We start from the raw sequence: 25,212 nt of genomic DNA, 5'->3' as shown, positions 1-25,212 counted from the left end.
GCGGCTCGCCGCAGTGTCATTCACTGCAAGGGGCGTTCGACAAAGCCATGCGCCGGCAGAAAACGGCCCCGAGACGCTCGAAAAAAGATCGTGAACAGGTTTTTACAAATCGCCGAGCCAGGCTTGCTCCTTCAATTGCTTCAACTCGTCGCGTATGCCGGCCGCCCGCTCGAACTCCAGATTGCGGGCCGCCTCCAGCATCTCCTTCTCCAGCCGCTTGATTTCCTTGGCCAGCGACTTCTCGTCCATCATCGCCACCTTGGCCTGGTCCACCAGCTTCTTGCGCTCGGCCTCCACGCTGTAGACGCCGTCTATGATGTCCTTGACCTTCTTCTCGACGCCCCTGGGGGTAATGCCGTGTTCAGCGTTGAACGCCATCTGCTTGGCGCGGCGGCGCTCGGTCTCGTCCATCGCCCGCTTCATCGAATCGGTGATGCGGTCGGCGTACAGCAACGCCTTGCCGTTCAGGTTGCGCGCGGCGCGGCCTATGGTCTGGATCAGGCTGCGCTCGGAACGCAGGAAGCCTTCCTTGTCGGCGTCCAGTATCGCCACCAGGCTGACTTCCGGAATGTCCAGGCCCTCGCGCAGCAGGTTGATGCCTATCAGCACGTCGAACATGCCGAGGCGCAGGTCGCGGATGATCTCCACCCGTTCGACGGTGTCGATGTCGCTGTGCAGATAGCGCACCTTGATGCCGTGCTCGGTGTAGTAGTCGGCCAGCTGCTCGGCCATCCGCTTGGTCAGCGTGGTGACCAGCACCCGCTCGCCGCGCTCCATCCGGTCGCGGATCTCGGACAGCAGATCGTCCACCTGGGTCGCCACCGGACGGATCTCGATCAGCGGATCGACCAGGCCGGTCGGCCGCACCACCTGCTCGACCACCTGGCCCGCGTGCTCCTTCTCGTACACCGCCGGCGTCGCCGAGACGAAGACGGTCTGCGGCATCAGTTGCTCGAATTCGTGGAATTTCAGCGGCCGGTTGTCGGCGGCCGACGGCAGGCGGAAGCCGTACTCGACCAGATTGGCCTTGCGCGCGGCGTCGCCCTTGTACATCGCGCCGACCTGCGGCACGGTGACGTGGCTCTCGTCGATGAACATCAGCGCGTTTTTCGGCAGGTAGTCGATCAGCGTCGGCGGGGGATCGCCGGGCCCGCGGCCGGAGAAGTGGCGCGAGTAGTTTTCGATGCCCTTGCAAAAACCCATCTCGTACAGCATTTCCAGGTCGAAGCGGGTGCGCTGCTCGATGCGCTGCGCCTCCACCAGCTTGCCTTCCTTCTGATACCACTCGATGCGGTAGCGCAGCTCGTCCTTGATCTGCTCGCAGGCCCGGATCACGGTGTCGCGCGGCGTCACGTAATGACTGGACGGAAAGACGGTGTAGCGGCCGACGCGTTGCTTGGTGGTGCCGGTCAACGGATCGAACAGCGTCAGCGTTTCTACCTCGTCGTCGAACAAGCTGACGCGCAGGGCGGTATCGCTGCTTTCCGCCGGGTAGATGTCGATCACGTCGCCGCGGACGCGGAAAGTGCCGCGGCCGAAATCCAGGTCGTTGCGGCTGTACTGCATCGTCGTCAGCCGGCTGATCATCTCGCGCTGCGGCGTTCGCTCGCCCTCCTTCAGATGCAGGATCATCTGGTGGTAGTCGGACGGATCGCCGATACCGTAGATCGCCGACACCGTCGCCACGATGATGCAGTCCGGCCGCTCCAGGATGGACTTGGTCGCCGACAGCCGCATCTGCTCGATATGTTCGTTGATGCTGGAATCTTTCTCGATGAACAGATCGCGGCTGGGAACGTAGGCCTCCGGCTGATAGTAGTCGTAGTAGGAGACGAAGTACTCGACCGCGTTGTGCGGGAAAAACTCGCGCATCTCGCTGTACAGCTGCGCGGCCAGCGTCTTGTTGTGCGCCATGATGATGGCCGGCCTGCCGGTCCGGGCGATGACGTTGGCCATCGTGTAGGTCTTGCCGGAACCGGTCACGCCCAGCAGCGTCTGGTAGGACAGGCCGTCGGACAGGCCCTCCACCAGTTGTTCGATGGCGGCCGGCTGGTCGCCGGCCGGCGGGAAAGGCTGGTTCAGCTGAAACGGGCTGTCGGAAAAGGTGAGCAGCATGGCGGGCACGGGAGGTGGCGAAACCGCTGATTTTACGCCTGTCCGCCGCCAATCTCACCCCCTGTCGACGACCGTCGCCGCGAACCCCGCCAGTCAAGGCTCGCGGCAAGCCTCCGCGTCCGTTTTTTTGCACTACACAGACGCGGAACATTGTTTAAAATGCAATCAGGACGCCAATGGCGGATGCTGCGAATGATGCCGACATCTTGTCGGCATTTAGCGACAAATGCCCACGGAATGGCGTCCGCATTCCTCCAAATAAGCGCACATGATGGAGTGACGCATGATCAAGAAAATCGCAAGCCTGCTGGTATCGGCGGCCCTGGCCATGCCGGTGCTGGCGGCTTCGCCGAAGGGCGTGATGGTGGCCAGCGAAATGTCCGGCTACACCGCCCCCAGGCTCAATTCCCACTCGGTGCTGGTGCTCAACGGCGTCACCGGCGAAACCCTGTACGAGAAGAACTCGCACCAGCGGATGCCGATCGCGTCGATCAGCAAGCTGATGACGGCGATGGTGCTGCTCGATTCCGGCGTGTCGCTCGACCAGCTGGTCACGGTGTCCGACGCCGAGATCGACCGCCTGAAGCACACCACCTCGCGGCTGGCGGTCGGCACCACCCTCAGCCGACAGGAAATGCTGCTGCTGGCGCTGATGTCGTCGGAGAACCGCGCCGCCGCGACGCTGGCGCGCACCACCTATCCCGGCGGCACCTCGGCCTTCGTCGAACGGATGAATATGAAGGCCCGCAGCCTGGGCATGTTCGAGACGGTATTTCACGACCCGACCGGCCTGGACGTGCGCAATACCTCGACCGCAGCCGACCTGGCCAGGATGGTGCGCGCCGCGCAGCAGTATCCGCTGATCCGCGAATTCACCACCACCGAGCGGCACCAGATCCTGTCGGTGCGCAACCGCGTGCTGCAGTACAAGAACAGCAACGCGCTGGTGCGCGAGGGCGATTGGGACATCGCGGTGCAGAAGACCGGCTACATCCAGGAAGCCGGCCGCTGCATGGTGCTGCAGGCCGTGGTCGGCTCGCAGCCGCTGGTCATCGTGCTGCTGGACGCCGGCGCCAGCTCCGCCCGCGTCAACGACGCCAAGAACATCAAGGTCTGGCTGGAGGCCCACCCGGGCAGCTGGCTGGCCGGCTGATCGTCCCCCAAGCCGAACAGGCCGCCCTCCCGCGTGGGACGGGCGGCTTTTTCATGCGATACTGGTCCACCATCTGATTGTCGGAGCCACTGTTGAACATCCGCATCTCCCCCGCCGAGCCGCAGGACGCGGCCGACATCCACCGCTTCATCACCGAACTGGCCGTCTACGAACGCGCCGAACACGAAGTGAAGGCCGGCGTCGCCGACATCGAATCCACCTTGTTCGGCTCCGACGCCACGGCGCAGGCCCTGCTGTGCCGCGTCGATGGCGAGCTGGCCGGCTTCGCCGTCTATTTCTTCAGCTATTCCACCTGGCTGGGCAAGAACGGCCTGTATCTGGAAGACCTGTACGTCACGCCGGAAATGCGCGGTTCCGGCGCCGGCAAGGCGCTGCTGCGCCACCTGGCGCGGCTGGCCTGCGAACAGGACTGCGGCCGCTTCGAGTGGAGCGTGCTGGACTGGAACCAGCCGGCGATAGATTTTTATCAGTCGATAGGCGCGGCGCCGCAGTCGGAATGGGTGCGCTACCGCCTGGCCGGCCAGGCCTTGCGCGATTTCGCCTACGGCCCGGCGCAAGCGGCCGGCTAGCCGGCCGCCTCCCCGGCTCGCCTCAATCGCCCGGCGACTGCCTCAACTCCAGCAGATTGCCGGCCGGATCGCGGACGAAGAGCTGGCTCAACTCGGCCGCGGCGACATTGCGCTGGCCGAAAAACGCTATCCCCCGCCGCCTCAGTTCCTCGGCCGCCAGCGCCAGGCTGGCCACCGTCAGCGCCAGATGGTTGCTGACCGGGTCCAAGCCCTCTCCTTGCGCGTACGGCGACACGCCGTCGCTGCCCAGGATGTGCAGCTGGGTGGCGTCGGGCATGTCCAGAAAATAGCCGGGCACGCCCGGAATGTGCCACCGGCCGGGATCGGCCGACAAACCGAATACCTGCCGGTAAAAATCGTGCATCGGCTCCACCAGCTGCGTGGGCACGCTGAAACCGACATGGTGCAATTCCCTGACTTGAATCGACATATGCTTCTCCCTCTCCAGGTGATTGGCGCGTTAGCCGATCCAATAATACGCCAGACATATAATTAGTCAAGCTAATTAAATGGCCGACATTGGCGCGCCCCGTCTTTTACGCTAGCATTCCCGGCTATCCAGTCTCCACGCCGCAGCAGCCATGCCGACCCCAGCCGATCCGACCTCCTTCGCCGACACCGACGCCGGCCGCCTGATGACGCCGCACCTGCGCCTGCTGGCGGCCACTGCCGCGCCGGACACGCCGGCCGACGCCGCCGCCGCCGGCCTGTTGCTGCTCTGGCTTGGCGACGACGTGCTGCAGCAACTGAACGGCAAGCTGGCCGGCTCCGGCCTGTCGGAAAACAAATTGCAGGTCTTGCTGCAGTTCCGCCTGTTCGAGGACGGCCTGCTGGGAGACGAACCGCCGACGCCGTCCAGCATCGCCGACTACTTCGGCATCACCCGCGCGTCGGCGACCGGCCTGCTGGACTGGCTGGAGAAGCGCGGCCTGATCGCCCGGCTGCCGCACCCGACGGACCGGCGCAGCCTGCGGCTGCGAATGACCGATCCGGCGCGCGCGCTGCTGGCCGACACCCTGCCCGGCTTCTGGCGCGCCTGCGCCGAACTGAGCGACGGCCTGGACATCGAAGAGCGGCGCCAGCTGCTGCGCCTGCTCGGCAAGGTCTGGAGCCGGGTCAAGCCCTAGCGAGCGGCAGCAAGCCGGCCGGGTCGACCCCGACGCCTATCTCGCCGCCGACGCGCAGGGCGCCGCCCAGCGCCGCCGCCTCGCGCGCCGACAGCGTCAGCGTCAGGCTCCCGGCCCGGGCGTCCACCCGCAAGCGCGCGCCGTCGGCCAGCCGCGCCAGCTCGACGATGCGCGCCGGCGGCTGATCCGGCCCCAGCAACACCGCCTGCGGCGGCACGACGGCGCCGTCCAGCACATTGTCGTAGCCGATGAAGCGCGCCAGCCAGCCATCGGCCGGCGCGGCCAGCATCTCCTCCGGCGTCGCGCATTGCAGCAGCCTGCCTTCCTTCAGCACCGCCACCTTGTCCGCCAGCGCGAAAGCCTCGTCGCGGTCGTGGGTGACGATGACGGCCGGCACGCCGGCCGCGCGCAGCAACTCGCGGAATTCACGCTGCAGCTGGCGGCGCAGATCGGCGTCCAGGCTGGAGAACGGCTCGTCCAGCAGCAACAGCCGCGGCCGCGTCGCCAGCGCGCGCGCCAGCGCCACCCGCTGCTGCTCGCCGCCGGACAGCGTCCACACCCTGCGGCCGCCATGCTCGGCCAGCCCCACCCGCGCCAGCATCGTCCGCGCCTGGGCGGCGGCGGCGCGCCGGGCCACCCCCTGCTCGATCAAGCCGAACATCACATTGCCCAGCGCGTCCAGATGCGGGAACAGCGCGAAATCCTGGAACATCAGCGCGAAGCCGCGCCGCTCCGGCGGCACCCGCGCCAGATCCTCGCCGTCGAAGGCCAGCGCGCCGGCATCCGGCCGCTCCAGCCCGGCTATCATCTTCAACAGCGTGCTCTTGCCGCAACCGGACGGCCCCAGCAGCGCCAGCGTCTCGCCGGCGGCCACCGTCAACGAGATATCGTCGGCCACCACGCGCGCGCCGAAGCACTTATTCAGATTTCTCAGCGTCAGCACCGCCATCCTCCCAGCTGCCGGCGCCGCCGGCGGTTTCTATGATCCGGAACGCGACGAGCGCCAGCAGCATCAGCAGGCAGGCAAGCTGCATCGCCGCGTCGGCGTTGGCGGCGCCCGGGCGTCCCAGCCGCTGGTAGATCAGCGTGGTCAGCGTCAGCCATTCCGGCCGCGCCAGGAACAGCGTGACGGCGAACTCGCCGACCGCGGTCGCGGCGGCGAAGGCCAGACCGCGGCGCAAGGCCGGCCGCAGCAGCGGCCATTGCACGCGACGGAACAGCCGCCAGCGGTTGGCGCCCAGGCTGCGCGCGGCGTCGCCCCAGTGCGGCGGCTGGCCGTCCAGCGCCGTCAGCAGCGCCTTGGCGACGAAGGGATAGGCCAGCAGCGCGTAGGCCGCCAGCAACAGGGCCAACGCCGCGCTCCATTGCGGATACAGCAGCAGCAGGCCGAAGGCCACGCACACCGGCGAGGCGACGAAGGGCAGGAAGATCGCGGCGCGCAAGGCCAGGCTGCGGCCGCAGGCCAGCGCGTGGGCCAGGCCCAGCGCGCCGGCCGCCAGCACGGTCAGGCCGGTGAAGCGGGCGCTGTTCCACAGTGCCAGCCGGACGTCGTCGTCCCATAGCGCCACCCAGCTGGACGCCGCCGTCAGGCCGCGCCACAGCACCGCCAGCAGCGGCAGGCCGGCGAACAGCAGCAGCGCGGCCAGCGCGGCGGCCAGCGCCAGCTTCTCCGCCGGACTCTCCACCGGCCGCCGCGGCAGCGGCTCGACCTTGGCCGCCGTCGCCAGCCGCCGCGCCAGCCAGGCGTGGCAGGCGGCGATGCCGCCGCATACCGCCAACACCAGCAGCGCCAGCGCGCCGGCGTCGGCCAGGTTCAATTCGTAGGCCACCAGCGTGTAGATCTCCACTTCCAGCGTCGCGTAGCGCTGACCGCCGAGGATCAGCGCCAGACCGAAACCTGAGAAGCAGTACAGGAAGACCAGGCACAGGCTGGACAGCAGCCACGGCAGCGCCGCCGGCCACTCCACCCGCCAGAACGCCCGCCACGGCGACGCCCCCAGCGTGCGCGCGGCGGCCAAGCGGCTGGCCGGCACCTGGGCGAAACCGTCGCAGCCGGCTCGCACCACCAGCGGCAGATTGAAGAACAGATTGCCGTACAACAGCAGCCAAGGCGTATCCTGCAGATCGACGCCCAGCAGGCCCTGCGGGCCGAACAGCGCCAGCACGCCCATCGCCGCCACCAGCGTCGGCATCACGAAAGGCAGCAGCAGCAACCGCAACAGCGCCGCGCGGCCGGGAAAGCGATAACGCGCCAGCAGCCAGGCCAGCGGCACGCCGAGCGCCAGGCAGGCCAGGCAGCTGGCCGCGGCCTGGCCCAGCGACCACAGCAGCCGCCAGCGCAGATAAGGATCGGCCAGCAGGCCGGGACTGAATTGCAGGCCGCCTTCGGCCAGCAGCCGGAGCAGCGGCGCGACGGCCAGCGCCAGCAGAAACAACAAGGGCAGCCCGGCCAGCAACAGCCGGGGAACGGCGGACTGCTTCAAACAGCGGCTCCCGGCAACGGCCAGATCGCCGTCAGCACATCTTCGCAGCCGTCGTCGTCGCGCACCTGGCCCGCCTTGGCGAAGCCCAGCTGCGCGGCCAGCGCCTGAGACGGCAGATTGTCGGGCGCGATCGACAGCACCAGCCGCGACACGCCGCCCTGCGCCGCCGCCCAGCCGGCCATCGCCAGCAGGGCCTCGCGCGCGAAGCCCTGGCGGCGGAAGGCCGGGTAGACCGTATAGCCGAGCTCCACGTCGCCGTAGCCGTTCAGATACGGATGGCCGGGCAAGGTGTGGAAGTTGATGTGGCCGACCATGGCCAGATCGTCGCGGCGCAGCAGCGCCCGCGCCGACCACGGCGCGTAGTCCGGCTCCGCCGCCATGTCGGCCAGCCGCACCGCCATCAGCGCCGTCTCCTCCAGCCAGCCATCGGCCGGCCGGGCGCCCAGGCTCTCGATGGCGGCGTCGATGTCGCCGCTCAGGCAGGACTCAAGAAAATCCGCGTCCAGGTGACGCAGGATCAGCCGGGAACTGACGATGTCCGTTATCTTCATCGAAACTCCGCAATAGTCGCCAAAGGAGGAGCCGCTCAGGCGCCCGACTTCAGCACCACCCGCGTCCAGCGGGCGATCCAGCCGCGCTGCTTGGCGGCCAGCGTCGCGTTGTCCGGCGTGTCGTGCGCCGACGGCTGCGGCGCGTGCTTGAACGCCGGGTCCAGCGCGACGCGCTCCGACACCGGATACATCCACATCCGCGTCGGGATGTCCTTCTGCACCGCGTCCGAACGCAGGAAGGCGATGAAGCGCTCGGCCAGCTTGGCCTCCTTGCCGCCGTTGACCAGCGCGGCGCCCTCGACCTGGCGGAACACCGTGCCCGGCAGCAACAGATTGCCGGTCGGCGCTTCGCTCAGTTTTTCCTTGCTGTAGAACACCTCGGCCGCCGGGCTGGTGGCGTAGCTGACCACGATGGGCCGGCCGCCGCCGTTCTTGGAGAAGTCGGTGTAATAGGCCTCGGTCCAGCCCTTGCTGACCTTGACGCCATTGTCGCGCAGCTTGCCCCACAACGCGAAGGCCTTGTCCTCGCCGAGCGCGTGCACGGTCGCGGCCAGGAAGGCCAGGCCGGGACTGGAGGTGGCCGGATTCTCGACCGCCAGCAGGTTCTTGTAGGCCGGCAGCGTCAAATCATTCAGGCTCTTCGGCAGCGGCAGCTTGTTCTTGGCGAACCAGGCCTTGTCGTAGTTCAGCGTCACATAGCCATAGTCGACGGCGGCGGCGCCCGGCAAGCCGACCTTGCCGCCCTTCGCCAGTTCCGCCGGCATCGGCGCGAGCGCGCCGGCCTGCTCGGCCTTGCCTATCAGGCTGTTGTCCAGGCCGAACACCACGTCGGCGATCGGATTTGACTTGGTCAGGATCAGCTTGTTGACCATCTCGCCGGCGTCGCCGGCCTTGATGATGGACACCTTGGCGCCGGTCTCCTTCTCGAAGGCGGCGAGCAGCGGCTTGTCGACGCTGAACGAGCTGTGCGCCAGCACGCGCAGTTCGGCGGCGTGGGCGGACAGGCCGGCCAGGCTCAGGGCGGCGACGACAAGTTTGGGGAACAGCTTCATGGACAATCTCCGTGCGGTACGGCCACGGAGCAAGCAGGCAAGGCGGACGACATTCCGCTTCATCACGCTCCCTCCGCTGGCATGATCCAGATCAGGTTCTCAGGGTGTATCTCAGCCCGCGTTGCAGGCACCCCCGGTGACAGGGCGCCAGTATAGCCGAGATCACGGCAAACAACTTAACACTCTGGCCCCCGCGCTTAATACCGCAGCGAAAACCGGCGGCTATGCTGAGGGTCGAATAGTCATTCCGCATGCCGTGGTGAACCTGGATGATCAAAACCATAGTGCTCGCCTCCGCGCTGCTCGGCCTGCCGTTGACGGCGTTGGCCGACATCGGCGTCGACGGCGCCCGCCACCTGCTGCTGCGCACCGGCTTCGGCGCCAATCCGGCGCAGATCGCCGCGCTGGCGCCGCTGAGCCGCGAGGCCGCCGTCGACAGGATACTGGCCGGCGTCCGCAACCAGCCGGTCACCGCGCCGCCGGGCTGGGCCAACGAGCCGTTCGAGCGGCCCGGACAGCCCGGCCTGAGCGAAGAACAGAAGAAGGCGCTGCAGCAGGAGCGCAATCAGCACGCGGTCGAGCTGCGCAGCTGGTGGCTGACCGAGATGCGCGACACGCCGTCGCCGCTGACCGAAAAAATGACGCTGTTCTGGCACAACCACTTCGTCTCGGCGCTGGACAAGGTGCGCTCTCCGCAGATGATGTACCAGCAGAACCTGCTGCTGCGCCACTACGCGCTGGGCGACTTCGGCCAGCTGCTGCACGCGGTGGCCCGCGACCCGGCGATGATGCGCTACCTCGACACCGCCAACAACCGCAAGGAACAGCCCAACGAGAACTTCGCCCGCGAGGTGATGGAGCTGTTCACGCTGGGCGAGGGCCATTACAGCGAGCAGGACATCCGCGAGGCGGCGCGCGCCTTCACCGGCTGGGGCCTGGACCGCGACGATCAGTTCATCGTCCGCCCGCGGCTGCGCGACACCGGCGAGAAGACCATCTTCGGCCAGCGCGGCAATTTCGACGGCGACGACGTGATCGAGCTGTTGCTGCAGCAGCCGAGCACCGCCGTCTTCGTCACCAACAAGCTGTGGCGCAACTTCGTGTCGCCGACGCCGGACGCCGCGACGGTGAACAAGCTGGCCGCCGACTTCCGCCGCGGCCACTATCAATTGAAACCATTGATGCGGGCCATGCTGCTGACGCCGCAGTTCTGGCGCAGCCAGGGCCTGTTGGTGAAGTCGCCGGTGGAGCTGACCGTCGGCACGCTGGTGACCTTCGATCTCAATCCGCCGGACTGGCGCGTCATCGCAGGCCTGAACCGCCAGCTGGGCCAGGACGTGTTCGCCCCGCCCAACGTCAAGGGCTGGCCCGGCGGCGAGGCCTGGATCAACAGCGCCACGCTGCTGAGCCGCAAGCAGTTCCTGGACCGCGTCGCCCGCGACGCGGCGCCGGCGCGCGACGCCTACGCCCAGGCCGACGGCAGCCTGAACGAGATGGCCGGCCGCGAGGCGCGCATCCGCCGCTTCGTCAGCAAGGGCCTGAGCTCGATGAAGCTTCAGCCGGACGAATGGGCCGCCATCTACGGCGTCAAAAACGGCGCCGACGCCGCGCGCCTGCTGCTGGCGGTGCCGCCGGCCAATCCGCTGCCGGCCAACGCCAGCGGCGCCAAGGCCGTCGCCGGCCTGCTGCTGGACCCGGCCTACCAGGTCGAATGAGGAGCCTGCCATGTTCCAACGACGCGAATTCCTGAAAGCGGCCGGCGCCGGCCTGATGATGTCGGTGCTGCCCAATCTCAGCTGGGCGCTGGCCCCCGCCGGCTACAAGCGCCTCTTGGTGCTGGTGGAACTGAAGGGCGGCAACGACGGACTCAACACCGCCGTGCCCTATGCCAGCGCCGACTACTACCGGCTGCGCCCCGGCATCGCCATCGCCCGCGAGCAGGTGCTGCAGCTGAACGGCGAGATCGGCCTGCATCCGTCGCTGGCGCCGCTGATGCCGCTGTGGCAGGACCGCCAGCTGGCGCTGCTGCAGGGCGTAGGCTATCCGGACCCAAATCTGTCGCACTTCCGCTCGATAGAAATCTGGGACACCGCCTCGGCCAGCCAGCAGTTTCTGACCGAGGGCTGGCTGACGCGGCTGTTCCGCGAGCAGCCGACGCCGAAGCACTTCGCCGCCGACGGCGTGGTGCTGTCCAGCCAGGTGCTGGGACCGCTGGACGGCGGCGCGCGCGCGGTAGTGCTGAGCAATCCGCAGGACTTCGCCCGCCAGGCCAAGCTGGTGGCCGATCAGCAGCCCGGCCGGGCCGGCTCGGCGCTGGAGCATATCTTGAAGGTGGAAGGCGACATCCGCCAGGCCGCCGCCAGCCTGGCGCCGCTGCCGCGCACCGCGCCAAGCGAGGCGCCGACGGCCGGCCCCAAGCCCAACGGCGGCTTCGGCGTGGCGGTGCGCACGCTGACCGACACGCTGGCGCGCGGCGTCGACATCGCGGTGGCGCGCATCACACTGACCGGCTTCGACACCCACGGCAACCAGCAGCCGGTGCAGGGTCGCCTGCTGACCGAATTGGCCGACGGCCTCGCCCAGCTGCGCGCCGAGATGACGCGGCTGGGCCGCTGGGACGACACCCTGGTGCTGAGCTATGCGGAATTCGGCCGCCGCCCGCGCGAGAACGGCAACCGCGGCACCGACCACGGCACCGCCAGCGTCCACTTCGCGCTAGGCGGCCGCGTCAACGGCGGCCTGTACGGCAAGACGCCGCAGCTGGCCGGCGTCAGCGACGGCAATCTGCCGCACGCGATAGACTTCCGCCAGCTGTACGCGACGGCGATAGACGGCTGGTGGGGCAAGGACAGCCATGATGTGCTGGGCGGCCGCTTCGCGCCGCTGCCGCTGCTGCGCGCCTGAACGGCCCGCTCACGGATCCGGATACGGCTCGCCGAACTGGCTGCGGTACAGACGCGCCACCGTGCCGTCCTGCCGCATCGCCTGCAGCGTCCGCGCGAAAGCCTGGCACAGCGGTTCCGGCACGCTGTTGCGGCTGAACACGTAATACCCCTCTCCGGCGCGCCAGGCCGGCGCCAGCGGCGCGATGGCGGGCTGCGGCGGCAGCCGCGCCAGTTCGCGCGGCGCGGTCGACATCGTCGCCAGCAGCAGGTCTATCCGACCCAGCTGCAGCTTGCGCATGCTGACCGCCAGCGTTTCGCCGACGTCGATCCGGATATTGGGCGGCGGCGCCAACAGCCAGCGGTCGACTTCGGCGCCATAGCTGTCGCCGCGGGTGACGCCCAGATGCAGCGGACCCTGCCGGCCCAGGTCGGCGATATCGCGTATCGTCCATTTCGCGCCCCGGTCCCGCCGCGCCCACAGCCGGACTATCGTCGGACTGTAGCCTGGCGCGAAGCAGGCGTAAGCCTCGCGCTCCGGTGTCCTCAGCGCCTGCATCGCCGCGTCCACCTGACCCAGCCTCAATTGCTGCAAGGTGCGCGGCCACGGCATCAGCCGGTAGACCAGCCGACAACCGAGCCTGTCCGCCGCCAGATTGAACAGCTGCACCGAATAGCCGTCGGGCTCGCCGTCGCGTCCCTGGTAGTGGAACGGCGGCCACTCGTCCCAGCCGACGCTGAGCGGCCTGTCGCAGATTCCCGCGGCAATGGCCGGCAAACTCCAGAACGCCAGCCAGACGCAACGACCGATCCCCTCCACCCTTTCCTCCCCCCCGACAACAAGCGCAAGCGCGCTCCCCTACCAATGTAGGACAGAACGCCGCGGCCGATGCGGCCCCGATCCCAACCGGCGACGCGCCCGATCAACGACCAGCGGCGATGGCTTCACACCCCGCCAAGCCCCTTGGCTTCCGGCAGAAAACGGCCGGCGCCACAAAAAGACTTTGGGCTCAGGGATCGGGATACGCGATGTTGAAGCGGCTGCGGTAGAGCCGGTCCACCACGCCGTCGCGCTTCATGTCGCGCAGCGCGCCGGCGAAAGCCTGGCACAGCTCGGGCGATACGCTGCGCTTGCTGAAAACGTAAAAGGCTCCCCCCGCGCGCCATGCCGGCGGCAGGGCCACGATCGCCGGCTGCGGCGGCAAACGGGCCAACTCATTCGGCAGCGTGTCCATGCTGGCCAGCAGCAGGTCTATCCGCCCCAACTGCAGCTTGCGCAAACTGCCGGCCAGCGTCTCCCCGACGTCCAGCTTCACCATGCCGGGAGGCGCTTTCAGCCAACGGTCCAATATATCGCCGTAACTGTCGCCATGCGTCACGCCCAGCTTGACCGCGCCCAGCTTGCCCAGGTCCTGCAGCTGGGAAACCGGCCAGTGCGCCGCGCGGTCGCCGCGCGCCCACAGCCGCACCAGCGAGGAGCTGTAGCCCGGCACGAAACAGGCGTACGTCTCCCTCTCCTGCGTTTTCAGCGCCTGCATCGCGACATCCACCGTGCCCAGCCGCAGCTGCTGCAAGGTGCGCGACCAGGGCATCTGGCGATACGCCAGGCGACAGCCGATGCGCGCGGCCGCCTGGTTCAGCAGCTCCACCGAGTAGCCCGCGGGCCGGCCGTCCCGTCCCTGATAATGATACGGCGGCCGCTCCTCCCAACCCACCTGGATAGTCTTGTCGCATAGCCCGCCCGCCATCGCCGGCAAAACCCAGCACGCCAGGAAAGCGAAATCCCCGATAAACCGCACCGCCACCTCCCCCCTCGGCAAGCGCAAGCGCGCTCCCCTACAATGTAGGATAGAATTCCGCAGCCCATGCGGGCCCCATCCCGACCCACGCGCCCAGTGAACGACCAGCGACAATGACTTCAAACCCTATCAAGACCCCTGGACCGACGCCGCAGACCGAAGAGGAAATTCCGCTGCCGCCGCCGGAAAACGAAGTCAACCTGGCCAATCTGGCCATCCCGCTGGGAGAGACCATACTGACGCTCAGCGCCGACGGCCGTCCGATCTACGGCATCCTGCAGCGCAGCCGGGCGATGACCGCCCAGTCCGACTACTTCCGCCTTCAGTTCCGCGGCTACGCCCGCTCCGACGGCGCGCACTGGCAGCCGCTGGAAGGCGACGACAGCCGCTTCCACGCCGTCTACAACCTGGCCTGGATACGGGTGGACCGTCCCAGCAAGAGCGTGACCTTCGGCCCGAAGAGCGGCGTGCAAACCAGCCCCGGCCTGGCCGGCAGCGGGCTCGACACCTATCTGTTCGCCTGCATCATCACCTGGGCCAAGGGCGTCTGTCCCGAGTTCACCATCAATCCAGGCATGGTCACCATGGGCCAGACCCACTCCGAGGAAGAACGGCTGAGCTGCCACGCCTTCTACGCCAGCCAGGGCTTCCAGTTCGAATGGCAGGACCCGGCCCAGCGCACCGCGCTGTACTTCAAGGACAAGGTCGGCAAGCTGTTGGGCGTATGGAACAAAGAGGCGGTCAAGGAGTTCGGCGGCGAGGAAATGCTGAAGACCTTGGCCGGCCAGGACGAGGCGCGCGCCGCGCTGCAACAGAAGCTGGAGCAGGTGGAGAGCGCGCACGACAGCCTGAAGCGCGCGCTGCAGAAGGAAAAAAGCACCTCGCAGATCCTGACCGGGGTGCTGATCGTGGCCGCCATGATCGCGATATGGGCGGTGATCTGAGAGCCTGGAAACAGGCGTCAAGCGTCCGAAAACCGGCTTTGACGCCCCAGCCGAATCAGAAAGAGGCGCCGGCGCGCGCCGCCTGGTCGTAGATGCCGGCCAGCATCCGCATCAGCTGGGCGATGCCGCCTATCTCCGGATTGGCGACGCCGCAGTCGTTCAACGTCGGCATCAGGCAGCGCTCGCGCACTTCGCGGTAGCGCTCGCACAGCTCCCGACCGCGGTCGGTGGTGGAGAACAGCACTTCCTTGCCGCTCTTCTCGCTCGCCACATAACCCATTTTCACCAGCTTCTTCAGCGCGTAGGCCACCACATGGGTGTCCTCCATATTCAACACGAAGCAGATATCCGCCAGCTTCTTCTGCCGACCGCGATGGTTGACATGATGGACCAGCAGCACTTCGGTCGGCGTCATGTCCTTTTCGCCGGCAGCGGCCATGCAGCGCACCATCCAGCGGTGGAAGGCGTTGTTGACCACCGTCAGGCTGAACTCGAATTCCGACAACTCCGGGCTGCGCTCCGATACCAGATGCTGCGAAGAAACGATCTTCGGCAAATCCTTGGTCATTGCAATCATTCTCCGATCTCGACGAACTTCGCCATCCCGTCGTTTACAACTACAAATTGACGAGAAATTATTAACATTGCAGTATTACATTCAACTAACCGTTTATCATAAACATATTCCCAAACCATTGGCCAGCCGAAATCCATGCTTTCCGCCACACCATCATCCCCCACCATCCACTGGCTGGGTAATCAAGCGCTGACCCTGGAGACGCCGCCGCCGGCGACGCTGGAATGCCAACGCCGCATCTGGTGGCTGGCGCAACGGCTGCGAGACAGCCCCGGCATACGCGAAATCATTCCCGGCATGAACAATCTGACGCTGGAACTGGCGGCCGGCGCCGACGCGAGCGCCCTGCCCGCGCGGCTGCGCAAACTGTGGCAGCAAGCCGGATGCGCGGAGGCTGCCGGCCGGGTGGTGGAAATCCCGGTTCGCTACGGCGGCCGCCACGGGCCGGACCTCGACGCGGTGGCCCGGCATTGCGGCCTGGACGCCGGCGAAGTCGTCGCCCGCCACGCCGCCGCCGACTACACGGTGTTCTTTCTCGGCTTCCAGCCCGGCTTCGCCTATCTGGGCGGACTGGACCCGGCGCTGGCCGTTCCCCGCCGCGCCACGCCCAGGCAACGGGTGCCGGCCGGCTCGGTCGCGATAGGCGGCGGCCAGACCGGCATCTATCCGGCCGCGTCCCCCGGCGGCTGGCAGATCATCGGCCATAGCGAGATCATGCTGTTCGACCCGGCGCGACAGCCGCCCTGCATCCTGCAACCGGGCGATACCGTGCGCTTCGTCGCCGCGAGGGAGGCATGATGCTGGAGGTGATCAAGGCCGGGCCGCAAACCACGGTGCAGGATCTCGGCCGCTTCGGCGCGCGCCATCTCGGCGTCTGCCGCGCCGGGGCGATGGACGCGCTGGCGCTGACCGTCGCCAACCGCCTGGTCGGCAATCCGGCCGACGCCGCGGCGCTGGAAATCACGCTGCCCCCGGCCGGCTTCCGCCTGCTGCGCGACGGCATGCTGGCGCTGGCCGGCGCCGACTGCCAAGCCCTGCTCGACGACACCCCGGTCTGGCCTGGCTGGCGCACCGCGTTCCGGGCCGGCCAGACGCTGCGGCTGCAGGCGCCGCGCTTCGGCATGCGCGCCTACCTGGCGCTGGACGGCGGCATCGCCGTGCCGCCGCTGCTGGGATCGGCCAGCACCGATCTGATGGCGGGCTTCGGCGGCCTCGGCGGCCGAGCGCTGCGCGACGGCGACCGATTGCCGCTGGGCGAGCCGCTGCCGCCGCGCCGGCGCCTCGGCGTGTGGCTGCCGCGTCCCGGCAGCCAGATCCGCGTCTGTCCGGGACCGGAATACCCGCTCCTGCCCAAGGCCGCCCGCGAGCGAATGTGGAATAGCCCCTGGCAATTGACGCCCAACAGCAACCGCATGGGCTACCGGCTGGCCGGACCCGGGCTGCAGATGGATGCCGCCGCCGACATGCCGTCGCACGCCGTGCTGCCCGGCCTGATCCAGCTGCCGCCGGACGGCCAGCCCATCGTGCTGATGGCCGACGCCCAGGCGACCGGCGGTTATCCGCGGCTGGGCATGGTGGTGGCGGCCGATCTGTGGCAGCTGGGCCAGGCCCGGCTGGGCGGCCAGCTGCACTTCGTCGAGTCCGGCCGCGACGACGCCCGCCAGGCCGAGCTGCAATTGCAACGCTATCTGGGACGCATAGAAAGGCTGTGCGATGAGAATTGATCTGAACGCCGACCTGGGCGAAGGCTGCGGCGACGACGCCGCGCTGCTGGACCTGGTCAGCTCCGCCAACATCGCCTGCGGCTGGCACGCCGGCGACGCCGCCACCATGCGCCGGGTCGCCGCGCTGGCGCTGGCCAAGGGCGTCGCCGTCGGCGCCCATCCCAGCTTTCCGGACCGCGACAATTTCGGCCGCAGCGAAATGCGGCTGCCGCCGGACGAGGTCCGCGCCGGCTTTCTGTACCAGCTGGGGGCGCTGGCCGCCATCGTCGGCGCCGAGGGCGGCAGGCTGCGCCACGTCAAACCGCACGGCGCGCTGTACAACCAGGCGGCCCGCGAACCGGAACTGGCCGCCGTGCTGGCCCGCGCGGTGCGCGATTTCGACCCGTCGCTGCGGGTGATCGGCCTGGCCGGCAGCGGCTTCGTCGCCGCCTGCCGCGCCGAGGGGCTGGAAGTGTGGGAAGAAGGCTTCGCAGACCGCGGCTACCGCGCCGACGGCAGCCTGGTGCCGCGCAGCACGCCCGGCGACCTGCTGCACGGCGAGGCGGCGATGCTGGACCAGGTGATGGAGATGGTCGAGCGGCGGCGCGTGATTGCCGTCGGCGGCGAAAGCGTGCCGCTTTGCGCCGACACCATCTGCCTGCACGGCGACGGCCCGCACGCGCTGCGCTTCGCCCGCCTGCTGCGCGAGCGGCTGCTGGCCGCCGGCGTCGACATCGCCGCCGGCTAGGACAGCGAGCGGGCATCCACCGGGCGCCAGCGCGGCGACAGACCGCGCGGCGCCGTCAAGACAAAGGAGAAAACATGGATCAGGCTGTCAATCTGTGGCCGCTGCTGGGCATCGCGGTCGTCGTCGCCGGCTTCGTATTGCGCGGCAACCCGCTGCTGGTGGTGTGCGGCGCCGGCGTCGCCGCCGGACTGGCTGCCGGCATGACGCCGCTGACCTTGCTGGCCGAATTCGGCCGCGGCTTCATGAAAACCCGCAATCTGACGCTGATCGTGCTGCTGGTGCTGCCGGTGGTCGGGCTGATGGAGCGCCACGGCCTGCGCGAACAGGCTCGCGAGCAGGTGCGGCGAATACGAAACGCCACCGCCGGCCGGCTGCTGGCGATCTACCTGCTGGTCCGCGAGCTGTCGGCGGCGCTCGGCCTGACCGGCCTCGGCGGCCATCCGCAGATGGTGCGCCCGATACTGGCGCCGATGGCCGAGGGCGCCTGGGAGCAGCGCCACGGCAAGCCGGACGCCGCGCTCAGGCAGAAACTGCGCGCGATGTGCGCCGCCACCGACAATATCGGCCTGTTTTTCGGCGAGGACATCTTCGTCGCCTTCGGCGCGGTGATCCTGATGCATACCTTTCTGCGCGAGAACGGCATCGCCGCCGAACCGCTGCACATCGCGCTGTGGGGCATTCCCACCGCGCTGTTCGCGCTGCTGATCCACGGCGCCCGGCTGCTCAGGCTGGAACGCGGCCTGCTGCGCGCCGGCGCGCCGGCCGCCCTGCCCAAGGAGAGCAAGGCATGATATTGCGCATCGACTACCTGTACTGGCTGGCCGGCGCCGCGCTGCTGGCGGTGGCGGCCTTCACGCTCGCCGACCGCGCCCATCCGCGCCGCCTGGGCAGCGCCGCGTTCTGGGGCCTGTTCGGTCTGCTGTTCCTGGCCGGCGACGCGCTGCCGGCCGCGTTGTCCGGCGCCATGGTGCTGGCGATGGTCGCCATCGCCGGCTTCGGCCGGCTAGCCGCCGGCCGGCACGCCGAACTTCCCGCCGAGCGATTGCGCCAGAGCCTGCGGCGGCTTGGCGGCCGGGTCTTCCTGCCGTCGCTGCTGGTGCCGCTGCTGACGGTACTGCTCAGCCTGGCGGCCAAGGACGTCCGCGTCGCCGGCGCGCCGCTGTTCGACCCGGCCAACGTCACGCTGCTGGCGCTGGGCCTGTCCTGCCTGTCCGCCCTCGGCGTCGCCTGCCTGCTGGCGCGCGAGACGCCGGCGCAAGGCGTGCGCGAGACGCGCCGCCTGCTGGACTGCATGGGTTGGGCGGTGCTGTTGCCGCAACTGCTGGCGCTGCTGGGCCTGCTGTTCGCCGACGCCGGCGTCGGCAAGGCGGTGGCCCACGTCGCCACCGCCTACCTGCCGCTAGACACGCGCTGGGTGGCGGTGCTGGCCTATGTGCTGGGCATGGCGCTGTTCACGATGGCGATGGGCAACGCCTTCGCCGCCTTTCCGGTGATGACGGCCGGCATCGGCATCCCCTTCCTGGTCGTCGCCCACCACGGCGATCCGGCCGTGATGGCGGCGATAGGCATGTTCTCCGGCTACTGCGGCACGCTGATGACGCCGATGGCGGCCAATTTCAACATCGTGCCGGCGGCGCTGCTGGAGCTGCCGGACAAGAACGCGGTGATCAAGGCGCAGACGCCGACCGCGCTGGCGCTGCTGGCGGTCAACGCGGGACTGCTGAACTGGCTGATGTTCCGCTGAAAGGAAGCGCAGAATGAAAACCGTATTGCTGACCGGCTTCGAACCGTTCGGCGGCGAAAGCGTCAATCCATCCTGGGAGGCGGTGCGCCGCCTCGACGGCGAACAGATCGCCGGCGCCCGCGTCGTCGCGCGCCGGCTGCCCTGCGTGTTCGGCGCCGCGCTGGACGAATTGCGCCGCCAGCTGGACGCGCTGCGTCCCGAACTGGCCATCGCCGTCGGCCAGGCCGGCGGCCGGCCCGACATCACACTGGAACGGGTGGCGATCAATGTCGACGACGCCCGCATCGCCGACAACGCCGGCCATCAGCCGGTCGACCGGCCGGTGGCGGCCGACGGCCCGGCGGCCTATTTCGCCACGCTGCCGATCAAGGCCATCGTCGCCGGCCTGCGCGAGAACGGCATCCCGGCCTCGGTGTCGCAAAGCGCCGGCACCTTCGTCTGCAACCACGTGATGTACGGCCTGCTGCACCACGGCGGCCCGCGCGCCGGCTTCATCCACATCCCCTTCCTGCCGGAGCAGGCGGCGCAGCATCCGGGCGCGCCCAGCATGCGGCTGGACGACTGCGTGGCGGCGCTGAGACTGGCGGTGGAAGTGGCGCTGACAAGGCCCGAGGACATCAGGCTCGCCGACGGCGCAACCCACTGACCCCGCGTCTCGCCGGTAGGGTGCGTCACCCCAAAGGGGCGACGCACCGTTGGGCGACGCACCATTGGAAAGCCCGCCTCGCTTGCGCGAGGCGGGCCTGTTATTTCGGAGCGACTCCGCTCAGACGTCGTCGCTGTCGCCCCAGCCCTGGCGGTCGCCGAGTTGGATCACCTCGTCATTCGGCGCGATGTCGCCGGCCCCCCACGGCGCCGCCTCCGACAATTGGCGGTACAGCGGCGCGAAATCGGGCGCGGTGGCCTCGAACAGCTGCTGGAAGCTGTCGATGACGAAATAGGTCTTCTGGAAGGTGTCGATCCGGTAGCGGGTGTTCATGATGCGCATCAGGTCGAAACCGACCCGGTTCGGGCTGGCGCTGTCCAGGCAGTAGATGGACTCCGACTTGCTGGACACGATGCCGGCGCCGTAGATGCGCATGCCGGCGGCGGTGCGGATCAGGCCGAACTCCACCGTGTACCAGTACAGCCGCGCCAGCATCGGCAGCGCGCCCAGCGCCTTGGCCTTCACCCCGCCCTTGCCGTAGGCCTCCAGATAGTCGGCGAACACCGGATCGATCAATAGCGGCACGTGACCGAACAGGTCGTGGAACACGTCCGGCTCCTGCAGATAGTCGAGCTGATGCGGCTCGCGCAGCCACCAGGTGACCGGGAAGCGGCGGTTGGCCAGGTGCTCGAAGAACACGTCGTCCGGGATCAGGCCCGGCACCGCCACGATGCGCCAGCCGGTGGCGGCCATCAGCTTCTCGTTCAGCCGCTCGAAGTCCGGCACCCGGTCGACATCGACCTCCAGCCGCGCCAGCCCCTGCAGGAACTCGTCGCAGGCCCGTCCCGGCAACAGCGCGCTCTGGCGGCGGTACAGCGTGGCCCAGGTGGCGTGATCTTCGGCGCTGTAGCGGTCCAGCGGCTGCGGCAGCGTGTAGTCGCGCGGGTCGTGGCTCAAGCCGGCATTCTTGCGCGTGGTGATGTCGGGCACCACGAAATCGGCGCGGTCGTTCATGTCTGGCTCCGGTATTGGATGTTTGCTCTAGTTTAGCCCCTTGCCGATGCGGAAAGTCCGCATAATTTGCCATTTTTCGATTTGTTTCGCACAATTACCGCATCAAATGTCATAAGGTGCATCAAATGCGCAAAATCGACTTGGACCGCTTCGATTTCCAGATCCTGCAGCAGCTGCAACAGGACGCCCGCGCCACCCACCAGAAGCTGGCGCAGAACATTCCGCTGTCCGCCTCGCAGATCGGACGCCGCATCCAGCGGATGGAACAGGACGAGGTGATCCAGGGCTACCAGGTGGCGCTGAATCCCGAGCACGTCGGCCTGACGGTGATGGCCTTCGCCAATGTCAGCCTGGAGCGGCACAACGAGGCCGCGCTGCTGGACTTCGCCCAATCCATCCACGCGCTGCCGGAAGTGCTGGAATGCTATGCCGCCGCCGGCGAGGCCGACTACCTGCTGCGCATCGTCGTGCCGGACCTGCCGTCGCTGTCCGCCTTCGTGATGAACAAGCTGATGCAACTGTCGCTGGTGCGCAGCGTCAAATCAACCATTGTGCTCAATGCGATCAAGCAGACAATGAAGCTGCCGCTGGCATCGCTGCCCTGACTGGCATTTCTGCCGTGCGGGGCCGCGCCGGCTGCGGCTATACCGCAATCGTGGCGTCGTCCGGCCGCGCCGCGAACGTTCCGGCAACGGCATCGTCGGCCAAGAAAAAAATCCGCCCCGCGCGGAACCCGATGGACGGCGCCGCCGCACCCGCCCAGTCCCGAAGGAGAAGCCGATGAAAGTGTCATCCCCGTATCCGCCGCCGCCCGCCCTCAGCCCCAGTCTGGCCGCCTCGATCGACCAACTGGCGCAATACCGGACCCCGCTGAATCTGGAACAGATCCGCCAGTTCTACCACTCGCTGCACCTCTGCCCCGCCGACCTGCTGCCGTTCCGGCAATTCGGCGCCGAGCAGTACCGGCGCAACCGCATCCATGCCGACGACTGCTGCGAGCTGCTGCTGCTGTGCTGGCGCGTCGGCCAGCGCAGCCCCATCCACAACCATCGCGGCAGCCTGTGCGGCGTGCGGATCATCGAGGGCGTGGCCACCGAGACGGTGTTCGAGCAGACGCCGGCCGGCCTGGTGGCCTCGCGCGAGACGCGCGAGCTGGCGGCCGGCAGCCTGGTGATCAACGGCCATGTCGACATCCACCAGGTGGCCAATCTGCACCCCGACGGCGCCGACCTGGTGACCCTGCACCTGTACTCGCCGCCGCTGGCCCGGATGGAGCTGTTCGGCATGGAGCCGCAACAACGGCGCTTCCGCCATTGCGACGACCGCCTGGAATACCAGATCTGATCCGGACAAACAAAAAGCACGGCCGAAGCCGTGCTTTTCCAGGACCGGCAAACGAATGTCAGAAGCGGTACTGCATCTGCAGGCCGAGCAGATGGCCGGTGATCGACGAATACTCGCCCTGCAGCCGGCTGCGGCTGCCGAACGGGCTTTGCGAGTTATTGTCTATCTTGGTGTCGCCGACGGCGCGCAAATAGGCGTAGCCGAGGTCGACGCGGGCCTGCTTGTTGATCTGGTAGCTGCCGCCCAGGCTCAGCCAGACGCGGTCGGCGTCCGGAATCAGCGCGTTGCGGTGCTGGGCGTTCGGCACCGGCGTGGTTTCATAGCCGAGACCGGCGCGCAGCGTCAGCGCGTCGTTGTAGAAGTAGTCGCCGCCCAGCGACAGCATCCAGCTGTTCTTCCAGTGGTTGTCGATGCGGGTGGTGGTGTCGATCGGGCCGAAGGCCGGGCTGCCCTTGATCACCAGTTGGTCGAAGCGGCTCCAGTGGGTCCAGCGCGCTGCGGCGCCGACGGCGAACTTGCCGTTCAGCTTGTGATAGCCGCTCAACAGCAGCGATTCCGGCGCGGTCACATCGGCCGAGCCGGCGAAGGTGCCGTTCAGCTTCAGGCCCAGCGGCGCCAGCGCGCCCTGGGTCGGGAAGCCGGAATTGATGTAGTCGCCCTCGGCCTGGTGATGAATCTTGGAACGGTAGGACAGGCCGACGCGGCTGTCCGGGCCATACGAATACATCACGCCCAGGTTGTAGCCGAAGCCCCAGCTGTCGGCCTTGATCTCGCCGGTAGCGCCTGGCAGGTAGGCGCCCTTCTTCAGATGCGCCTTCGCGTACTGGGCCGACACGCCGGCGCCGAAGCTCCAGCGCTCGTCCAGCTTGTAGGCCAGCGACGGATTGATGTCCAGCGTCTTGATGGAGCTGGAGATGCCGTTGTCGCGGCCGCCCCAGTTGTCGCTGTAGCGCGCGCCGAGGCCGAACGGCGTGGTCAGGCCGATGCCGGCGTACAGCTTGTCGCTGAGCTGGTGGGTCAGATAGGCGTGGGGAATGAATTCGCCCGGCGCGCGGCCGTTGTCGTTGGCCGCGCCGGCGCTGACGCCGACGACTTGGCGCGTCAGCGGATTCACCGTGGTGCTGGTATTGCTGCCGTGGAACGGCGCGTCGATTTCGGCGTAGGTGGCGCCACCCTGGACGCGGGTGCCGGACAGCAGGGTCATGCCGGCCGGATTGTAGAACACGGCGGACAGGTCGTCGCCGGCGACGCCGGCGCCGGCGTAGGCGCGGCCCAGTCCGGCGACGCTCTGCTCGGTCAGCTGAAAACCGGCGGCCTGGACGGCGGGAGCGGCGGTGAACAGCGCGGCGACGGCGCAAGGCAGCAAGCGGGGGCGGAGAAGCGGATGCATATTATTGTGTTTCCTGTTTGCGCGGGCGGAGCCGGCGCCCAATGGCGTCGGCGATGATAAGTAGATAGCGCCCGCATCTTTTTAGGCGCTGGAGTCTAAACTCGAACCATCCGCTTCGCAACAAAAACACACAAAGTCGTTAGCGTCCGTTAAGTTGGCGCGATCGACGCCGAAGACCCTGCCGAGCGCCGGCGCAATCGCCGCGGCGGCCTGTGCTAGAATTCCAGCCCCGACTTCCTCAGCGAGGCATCGCTCCCGATCATGAAGAAACTGATCTGCAGTCTGACCCTGGCCATGCTGCCGGCGCTGGCGCTGGCCGCTCCGGTGGTGGAAATGAGCACCAACAAGGGCAATATCGAAATCACGCTGGACCAGGCCCGCGCGCCGAAGAGCGTGGCCAATTTCGTCGCCTACGCCAAGGCCGGCCATTACAACGGCACGGTGTTCCATCGCGTGATCGACGGCTTCATGATTCAGGGCGGCGGCTTCGACACCAAGCTCAACCAGAAGCCGACGCGCGCGCCCATCGCCAACGAGGCCGGCAACGGGCTGAAGAACGATGTCGGCACCATCGCGATGGCGCGGACCGCCGATCCCAATTCCGCCACCGCCCAGTTCTTCATCAACGTCGCCGGCAACGACTTCCTGAACTACAAGTCGTCGACGCCGCAGGGCGCCGGCTACGCGGTGTTCGGCAAGGTCACCAAGGGGATGGATGTGGTCAACCGGATCGCCAAGACGCGCACCGGCAGCATGAACGGCATGGACGACGTGCCGTTCGAACCCATCGTCATCCAGAAAGTCACCGTCAAACCGTAAGGCCGCGCCTGCGGCTGCAGCACTAAGGAAAACACCATGATCAAACTGACGACCAACTTCGGCGAAATCACGCTGGAACTGAACCACGAGAAGGCGCCGCAAACCGCCGCCAACTTCGAGCAATACGTGAAGAGCGGCCATTACGACGGCACCGTCTTCCATCGCGTGATCAACGGCTTCATGATCCAGGGCGGCGGCTTCGACGCCGACATGAACCAGAAGCCGACTCAGGATCCGATCCAGAACGAGGCCAACAACGGCCTGTCCAACAAGACCTACACCGTCGCGATGGCCCGCACGATGGACCCGCACTCCGCGTCGGCGCAGTTCTTCATCAACGTCTCCGACAACGACTTCCTCGACTTCAAGTCGGAAAGCAGCCAGGGCTGGGGTTACGCCGTGTTCGGCCAGGTCGTCGCCGGCCAGGAAGTCGTCGACCGCATCAAGACCGTCCGCACCGGCCGCAACGGCATGCACCAGGACGTGCCGGTCGATCCGGTCGTGCTGGAAAAGGCCGAAATCGTCTAAGCA

Annotated in this window: 27 protein-coding genes and 1 riboswitch; of the genes, 16 read left to right on the top strand and 11 right to left on the bottom strand. The window is 67.8% G+C overall.

The window, feature by feature from the left end:
- Window positions 1-102 precede the first annotated feature (102 nt).
- Window positions 103-2,115 carry an excinuclease ABC subunit UvrB gene (gene uvrB / locus CXB49_RS05725; protein ID WP_101707502.1) on the bottom strand — a complete coding sequence of 671 codons (2,013 nt, stop codon included), beginning with the start codon at window positions 2,113-2,115 and terminating at the stop codon, window positions 103-105.
- 283 nt (window positions 2,116-2,398) lie between these two features.
- On the opposite strand from uvrB, the gene CXB49_RS05720 reads away from it, so the two are divergent.
- Both CXB49_RS05720 and CXB49_RS05715 read left to right on the top strand, forming a co-directional pair.
- Window positions 2,399-3,268 carry a serine hydrolase gene (locus tag CXB49_RS05720; RefSeq protein ID WP_101707501.1) on the top strand — a complete coding sequence of 290 codons (870 nt, stop codon included), beginning with the start codon at window positions 2,399-2,401 and terminating at the stop codon, window positions 3,266-3,268.
- A gap of 92 nt (window positions 3,269-3,360) precedes the next feature.
- Window positions 3,361-3,858 (top strand): GNAT family N-acetyltransferase, encoded by a 498-nt coding sequence (locus CXB49_RS05715; RefSeq protein ID WP_101707500.1) that lies wholly within the window; start codon window positions 3,361-3,363, stop codon window positions 3,856-3,858.
- 22 nt (window positions 3,859-3,880) lie between these two features.
- Here the strand turns inward: CXB49_RS05715 and CXB49_RS05710 are convergent, their stop codons facing one another.
- A complete protein-coding gene (locus CXB49_RS05710; RefSeq protein ID WP_101707499.1) occupies window positions 3,881-4,288 on the bottom strand; it encodes a VOC family protein in 408 nt (135 codons plus the stop codon).
- A 151-nt stretch (window positions 4,289-4,439) separates the two neighbouring features.
- Here CXB49_RS05710 and CXB49_RS05705 point away from each other — a divergent pair, with 151 nt between their 5' ends.
- Entirely contained in the window at window positions 4,440-4,985 is a 546-nt protein-coding gene (locus CXB49_RS05705) for a MarR family winged helix-turn-helix transcriptional regulator (RefSeq protein WP_233492951.1), read from the top strand.
- On the opposite strand, the gene CXB49_RS05700 is transcribed toward CXB49_RS05705, so the two are convergent.
- From CXB49_RS05700 to CXB49_RS05685, 4 genes are read right to left on the bottom strand one after another with little or no spacing between them, the layout of a single operon-like run.
- Window positions 4,975-5,934, bottom strand: a complete 960-nt coding sequence (locus tag CXB49_RS05700) for an ABC transporter ATP-binding protein (protein ID WP_233492950.1) — start codon at window positions 5,932-5,934, stop codon at window positions 4,975-4,977. The two genes, CXB49_RS05705 and CXB49_RS05700, sit on opposite strands and share 11 nt — an antisense overlap.
- Complete coding sequence (locus CXB49_RS05695) at window positions 5,903-7,468, bottom strand: iron ABC transporter permease (protein ID WP_101707498.1); 1,566 nt, start codon at window positions 7,466-7,468, stop codon at window positions 5,903-5,905. The genes CXB49_RS05700 and CXB49_RS05695 overlap by 32 nt, the downstream gene beginning before the upstream one ends.
- Window positions 7,465-8,019: a GNAT family N-acetyltransferase gene (locus CXB49_RS05690; protein ID WP_101707497.1), complete on the bottom strand. Its 555-nt coding sequence runs from the start codon at window positions 8,017-8,019 to the stop codon at window positions 7,465-7,467. The genes CXB49_RS05695 and CXB49_RS05690 overlap by 4 nt, the downstream gene beginning before the upstream one ends.
- A 35-nt stretch (window positions 8,020-8,054) precedes the next feature.
- Window positions 8,055-9,071 (bottom strand): thiamine ABC transporter substrate binding subunit, encoded by a 1,017-nt coding sequence (locus CXB49_RS05685; protein WP_199406789.1) that lies wholly within the window; start codon window positions 9,069-9,071, stop codon window positions 8,055-8,057.
- Between the two features lie 50 nt (window positions 9,072-9,121).
- Window positions 9,122-9,216, bottom strand: a riboswitch (TPP riboswitch).
- A 124-nt stretch (window positions 9,217-9,340) separates the two neighbouring features.
- Between CXB49_RS05685 and CXB49_RS05680 the strand changes: the two genes are divergently transcribed.
- Both CXB49_RS05680 and CXB49_RS05675 read left to right on the top strand, forming a co-directional pair.
- On the top strand, window positions 9,341-10,786 hold the full coding sequence (locus tag CXB49_RS05680; protein ID WP_101707496.1) for a DUF1800 domain-containing protein: 1,446 nt from the start codon (window positions 9,341-9,343) through the stop codon (window positions 10,784-10,786).
- Between the two features lie 10 nt (window positions 10,787-10,796).
- Window positions 10,797-11,975 (top strand): DUF1501 domain-containing protein, encoded by a 1,179-nt coding sequence (locus CXB49_RS05675; protein WP_101707495.1) that lies wholly within the window; start codon window positions 10,797-10,799, stop codon window positions 11,973-11,975.
- Window positions 11,976-11,984: 9 nt separating this feature from the next.
- Here CXB49_RS05675 and CXB49_RS05670 read toward each other — a convergent pair whose 3' ends face one another.
- Window positions 11,985-12,773: an ABC transporter substrate-binding protein gene (locus tag CXB49_RS05670; protein WP_101707494.1), complete on the bottom strand. Its 789-nt coding sequence runs from the start codon at window positions 12,771-12,773 to the stop codon at window positions 11,985-11,987.
- Between the two features lie 190 nt (window positions 12,774-12,963).
- The gene (locus CXB49_RS05665) at window positions 12,964-13,752 is read right to left on the bottom strand and encodes an ABC transporter substrate-binding protein (protein WP_158300625.1); all 789 of its coding nucleotides are present in this window, start codon (window positions 13,750-13,752) and stop codon (window positions 12,964-12,966) included.
- Window positions 13,753-13,865: 113 nt separating this feature from the next.
- Between CXB49_RS05665 and CXB49_RS05660 the strand changes: the two genes are divergently transcribed.
- Window positions 13,866-14,696 carry a hypothetical protein gene (locus CXB49_RS05660; RefSeq protein WP_101707492.1) on the top strand — a complete coding sequence of 277 codons (831 nt, stop codon included), beginning with the start codon at window positions 13,866-13,868 and terminating at the stop codon, window positions 14,694-14,696.
- Between the two features lie 55 nt (window positions 14,697-14,751).
- Here CXB49_RS05660 and CXB49_RS05655 read toward each other — a convergent pair whose 3' ends face one another.
- Window positions 14,752-15,264 (bottom strand): winged helix DNA-binding protein, encoded by a 513-nt coding sequence (locus CXB49_RS05655; protein ID WP_101707491.1) that lies wholly within the window; start codon window positions 15,262-15,264, stop codon window positions 14,752-14,754.
- A 144-nt stretch (window positions 15,265-15,408) separates the two neighbouring features.
- On the opposite strand from CXB49_RS05655, the gene pxpB reads away from it, so the two are divergent.
- The 6 genes from pxpB (at window position 15,409) to pcp (ending at window position 20,114) form a co-directional block, all read left to right on the top strand.
- Entirely contained in the window at window positions 15,409-16,071 is a 663-nt protein-coding gene (gene pxpB / locus CXB49_RS05650) for a 5-oxoprolinase subunit PxpB (RefSeq protein WP_101707490.1), read from the top strand.
- A complete protein-coding gene (locus tag CXB49_RS05645; protein WP_233492949.1) occupies window positions 16,068-16,997 on the top strand; it encodes a biotin-dependent carboxyltransferase family protein in 930 nt (309 codons plus the stop codon). Before pxpB ends, CXB49_RS05645 begins: the two co-directional genes overlap by 4 nt.
- Complete coding sequence (gene pxpA, locus CXB49_RS05640; RefSeq protein ID WP_101707488.1) at window positions 16,987-17,724, top strand: 5-oxoprolinase subunit PxpA; 738 nt, start codon at window positions 16,987-16,989, stop codon at window positions 17,722-17,724. Before CXB49_RS05645 ends, pxpA begins: the two co-directional genes overlap by 11 nt.
- 74 nt (window positions 17,725-17,798) lie before the next feature.
- The gene (locus CXB49_RS05635; RefSeq protein WP_101707487.1) at window positions 17,799-18,515 is read left to right on the top strand and encodes a DUF969 domain-containing protein; all 717 of its coding nucleotides are present in this window, start codon (window positions 17,799-17,801) and stop codon (window positions 18,513-18,515) included.
- Window positions 18,512-19,468, top strand: coding sequence for a DUF979 domain-containing protein (locus CXB49_RS05630; RefSeq protein WP_101707486.1), 957 nt, complete (start codon window positions 18,512-18,514; stop codon window positions 19,466-19,468). Before CXB49_RS05635 ends, CXB49_RS05630 begins: the two co-directional genes overlap by 4 nt.
- Before the next feature lie 13 nt (window positions 19,469-19,481).
- Entirely contained in the window at window positions 19,482-20,114 is a 633-nt protein-coding gene (gene pcp, locus CXB49_RS05625) for a pyroglutamyl-peptidase I (RefSeq protein WP_101707485.1), read from the top strand.
- Window positions 20,115-20,234: 120 nt separating this feature from the next.
- On the opposite strand, the gene phhA is transcribed toward pcp, so the two are convergent.
- Complete coding sequence (phhA, locus tag CXB49_RS05620) at window positions 20,235-21,128, bottom strand: phenylalanine 4-monooxygenase (RefSeq protein ID WP_101707484.1); 894 nt, start codon at window positions 21,126-21,128, stop codon at window positions 20,235-20,237.
- A gap of 125 nt (window positions 21,129-21,253) precedes the next feature.
- Between phhA and CXB49_RS05615 the strand changes: the two genes are divergently transcribed.
- Complete coding sequence (locus tag CXB49_RS05615) at window positions 21,254-21,733, top strand: Lrp/AsnC family transcriptional regulator (protein ID WP_199406787.1); 480 nt, start codon at window positions 21,254-21,256, stop codon at window positions 21,731-21,733.
- 175 nt (window positions 21,734-21,908) lie between these two features.
- Window positions 21,909-22,472, top strand: coding sequence for a cysteine dioxygenase family protein (locus tag CXB49_RS05610; protein ID WP_101707482.1), 564 nt, complete (start codon window positions 21,909-21,911; stop codon window positions 22,470-22,472).
- 58 nt (window positions 22,473-22,530) lie between these two features.
- On the opposite strand, the gene CXB49_RS05605 is transcribed toward CXB49_RS05610, so the two are convergent.
- Window positions 22,531-23,862 (bottom strand): OmpP1/FadL family transporter, encoded by a 1,332-nt coding sequence (locus CXB49_RS05605; protein WP_101707481.1) that lies wholly within the window; start codon window positions 23,860-23,862, stop codon window positions 22,531-22,533.
- 261 nt (window positions 23,863-24,123) lie between these two features.
- Here CXB49_RS05605 and CXB49_RS05600 point away from each other — a divergent pair, with 261 nt between their 5' ends.
- Together CXB49_RS05600 and CXB49_RS05595 are read left to right on the top strand one after the other, a co-directional pair.
- Entirely contained in the window at window positions 24,124-24,681 is a 558-nt protein-coding gene (locus tag CXB49_RS05600; RefSeq protein ID WP_101707480.1) for a peptidylprolyl isomerase, read from the top strand.
- Between the two features lie 36 nt (window positions 24,682-24,717).
- Window positions 24,718-25,209 carry a peptidylprolyl isomerase gene (locus CXB49_RS05595; RefSeq protein ID WP_101707479.1) on the top strand — a complete coding sequence of 164 codons (492 nt, stop codon included), beginning with the start codon at window positions 24,718-24,720 and terminating at the stop codon, window positions 25,207-25,209.
- Window positions 25,210-25,212: the final 3 nt, after the last annotated feature.

It is taken from the genome of Chromobacterium sp. ATCC 53434 (genome assembly GCF_002848345.1).
GTDB lineage: Bacteria > Pseudomonadota > Gammaproteobacteria > Burkholderiales > Chromobacteriaceae > Chromobacterium.
Note: the sequence above shows the minus strand (reverse complement) of the source record. Positions and strands in the feature narration are given on the sequence as shown.

Excerpts from the sequence above, each read along its gene's own strand:
- CXB49_RS05630 (WP_101707486.1), top strand. The coding sequence starts at position 18,512 with ATGATATTGCGCATCGACTACCTGTACTGGCTGGCCGGCGCCGCGCTG.
- pcp (WP_101707485.1), top strand. The coding sequence starts at position 19,482 with ATGAAAACCGTATTGCTGACCGGCTTCGAACCGTTCGGCGGCGAAAGC.
- CXB49_RS05685 (WP_199406789.1), bottom strand. The coding sequence starts at position 9,071 with ATGAAGCTGTTCCCCAAACTTGTCGTCGCCGCCCTGAGCCTGGCCGGC.
- CXB49_RS05595 (WP_101707479.1), top strand. The coding sequence starts at position 24,718 with ATGATCAAACTGACGACCAACTTCGGCGAAATCACGCTGGAACTGAAC.
- CXB49_RS05615 (WP_199406787.1), top strand. The coding sequence starts at position 21,254 with ATGCGCAAAATCGACTTGGACCGCTTCGATTTCCAGATCCTGCAGCAG.
- CXB49_RS05720 (WP_101707501.1), top strand. The coding sequence starts at position 2,399 with ATGATCAAGAAAATCGCAAGCCTGCTGGTATCGGCGGCCCTGGCCATG.
- CXB49_RS05655 (WP_101707491.1), bottom strand. The coding sequence starts at position 15,264 with ATGACCAAGGATTTGCCGAAGATCGTTTCTTCGCAGCATCTGGTATCG.
- phhA (WP_101707484.1), bottom strand. The coding sequence starts at position 21,128 with ATGAACGACCGCGCCGATTTCGTGGTGCCCGACATCACCACGCGCAAG.
- CXB49_RS05645 (WP_233492949.1), top strand. The coding sequence starts at position 16,068 with ATGATGCTGGAGGTGATCAAGGCCGGGCCGCAAACCACGGTGCAGGAT.
- CXB49_RS05660 (WP_101707492.1), top strand. The coding sequence starts at position 13,866 with ATGACTTCAAACCCTATCAAGACCCCTGGACCGACGCCGCAGACCGAA.
- CXB49_RS05690 (WP_101707497.1), bottom strand. The coding sequence starts at position 8,019 with ATGAAGATAACGGACATCGTCAGTTCCCGGCTGATCCTGCGTCACCTG.
- CXB49_RS05705 (WP_233492951.1), top strand. The coding sequence starts at position 4,440 with ATGCCGACCCCAGCCGATCCGACCTCCTTCGCCGACACCGACGCCGGC.
- CXB49_RS05700 (WP_233492950.1), bottom strand. The coding sequence starts at position 5,934 with ATGGCGGTGCTGACGCTGAGAAATCTGAATAAGTGCTTCGGCGCGCGC.
- pxpA (WP_101707488.1), top strand. The coding sequence starts at position 16,987 with ATGAGAATTGATCTGAACGCCGACCTGGGCGAAGGCTGCGGCGACGAC.
- CXB49_RS05680 (WP_101707496.1), top strand. The coding sequence starts at position 9,341 with ATGATCAAAACCATAGTGCTCGCCTCCGCGCTGCTCGGCCTGCCGTTG.
- CXB49_RS05600 (WP_101707480.1), top strand. The coding sequence starts at position 24,124 with ATGAAGAAACTGATCTGCAGTCTGACCCTGGCCATGCTGCCGGCGCTG.
- CXB49_RS05710 (WP_101707499.1), bottom strand. The coding sequence starts at position 4,288 with ATGTCGATTCAAGTCAGGGAATTGCACCATGTCGGTTTCAGCGTGCCC.
- CXB49_RS05675 (WP_101707495.1), top strand. The coding sequence starts at position 10,797 with ATGTTCCAACGACGCGAATTCCTGAAAGCGGCCGGCGCCGGCCTGATG.
- CXB49_RS05605 (WP_101707481.1), bottom strand. The coding sequence starts at position 23,862 with ATGCATCCGCTTCTCCGCCCCCGCTTGCTGCCTTGCGCCGTCGCCGCG.
- CXB49_RS05635 (WP_101707487.1), top strand. The coding sequence starts at position 17,799 with ATGGATCAGGCTGTCAATCTGTGGCCGCTGCTGGGCATCGCGGTCGTC.
- uvrB (WP_101707502.1), bottom strand. The coding sequence starts at position 2,115 with ATGCTGCTCACCTTTTCCGACAGCCCGTTTCAGCTGAACCAGCCTTTC.
- pxpB (WP_101707490.1), top strand. The coding sequence starts at position 15,409 with ATGCTTTCCGCCACACCATCATCCCCCACCATCCACTGGCTGGGTAAT.
- CXB49_RS05610 (WP_101707482.1), top strand. The coding sequence starts at position 21,909 with ATGAAAGTGTCATCCCCGTATCCGCCGCCGCCCGCCCTCAGCCCCAGT.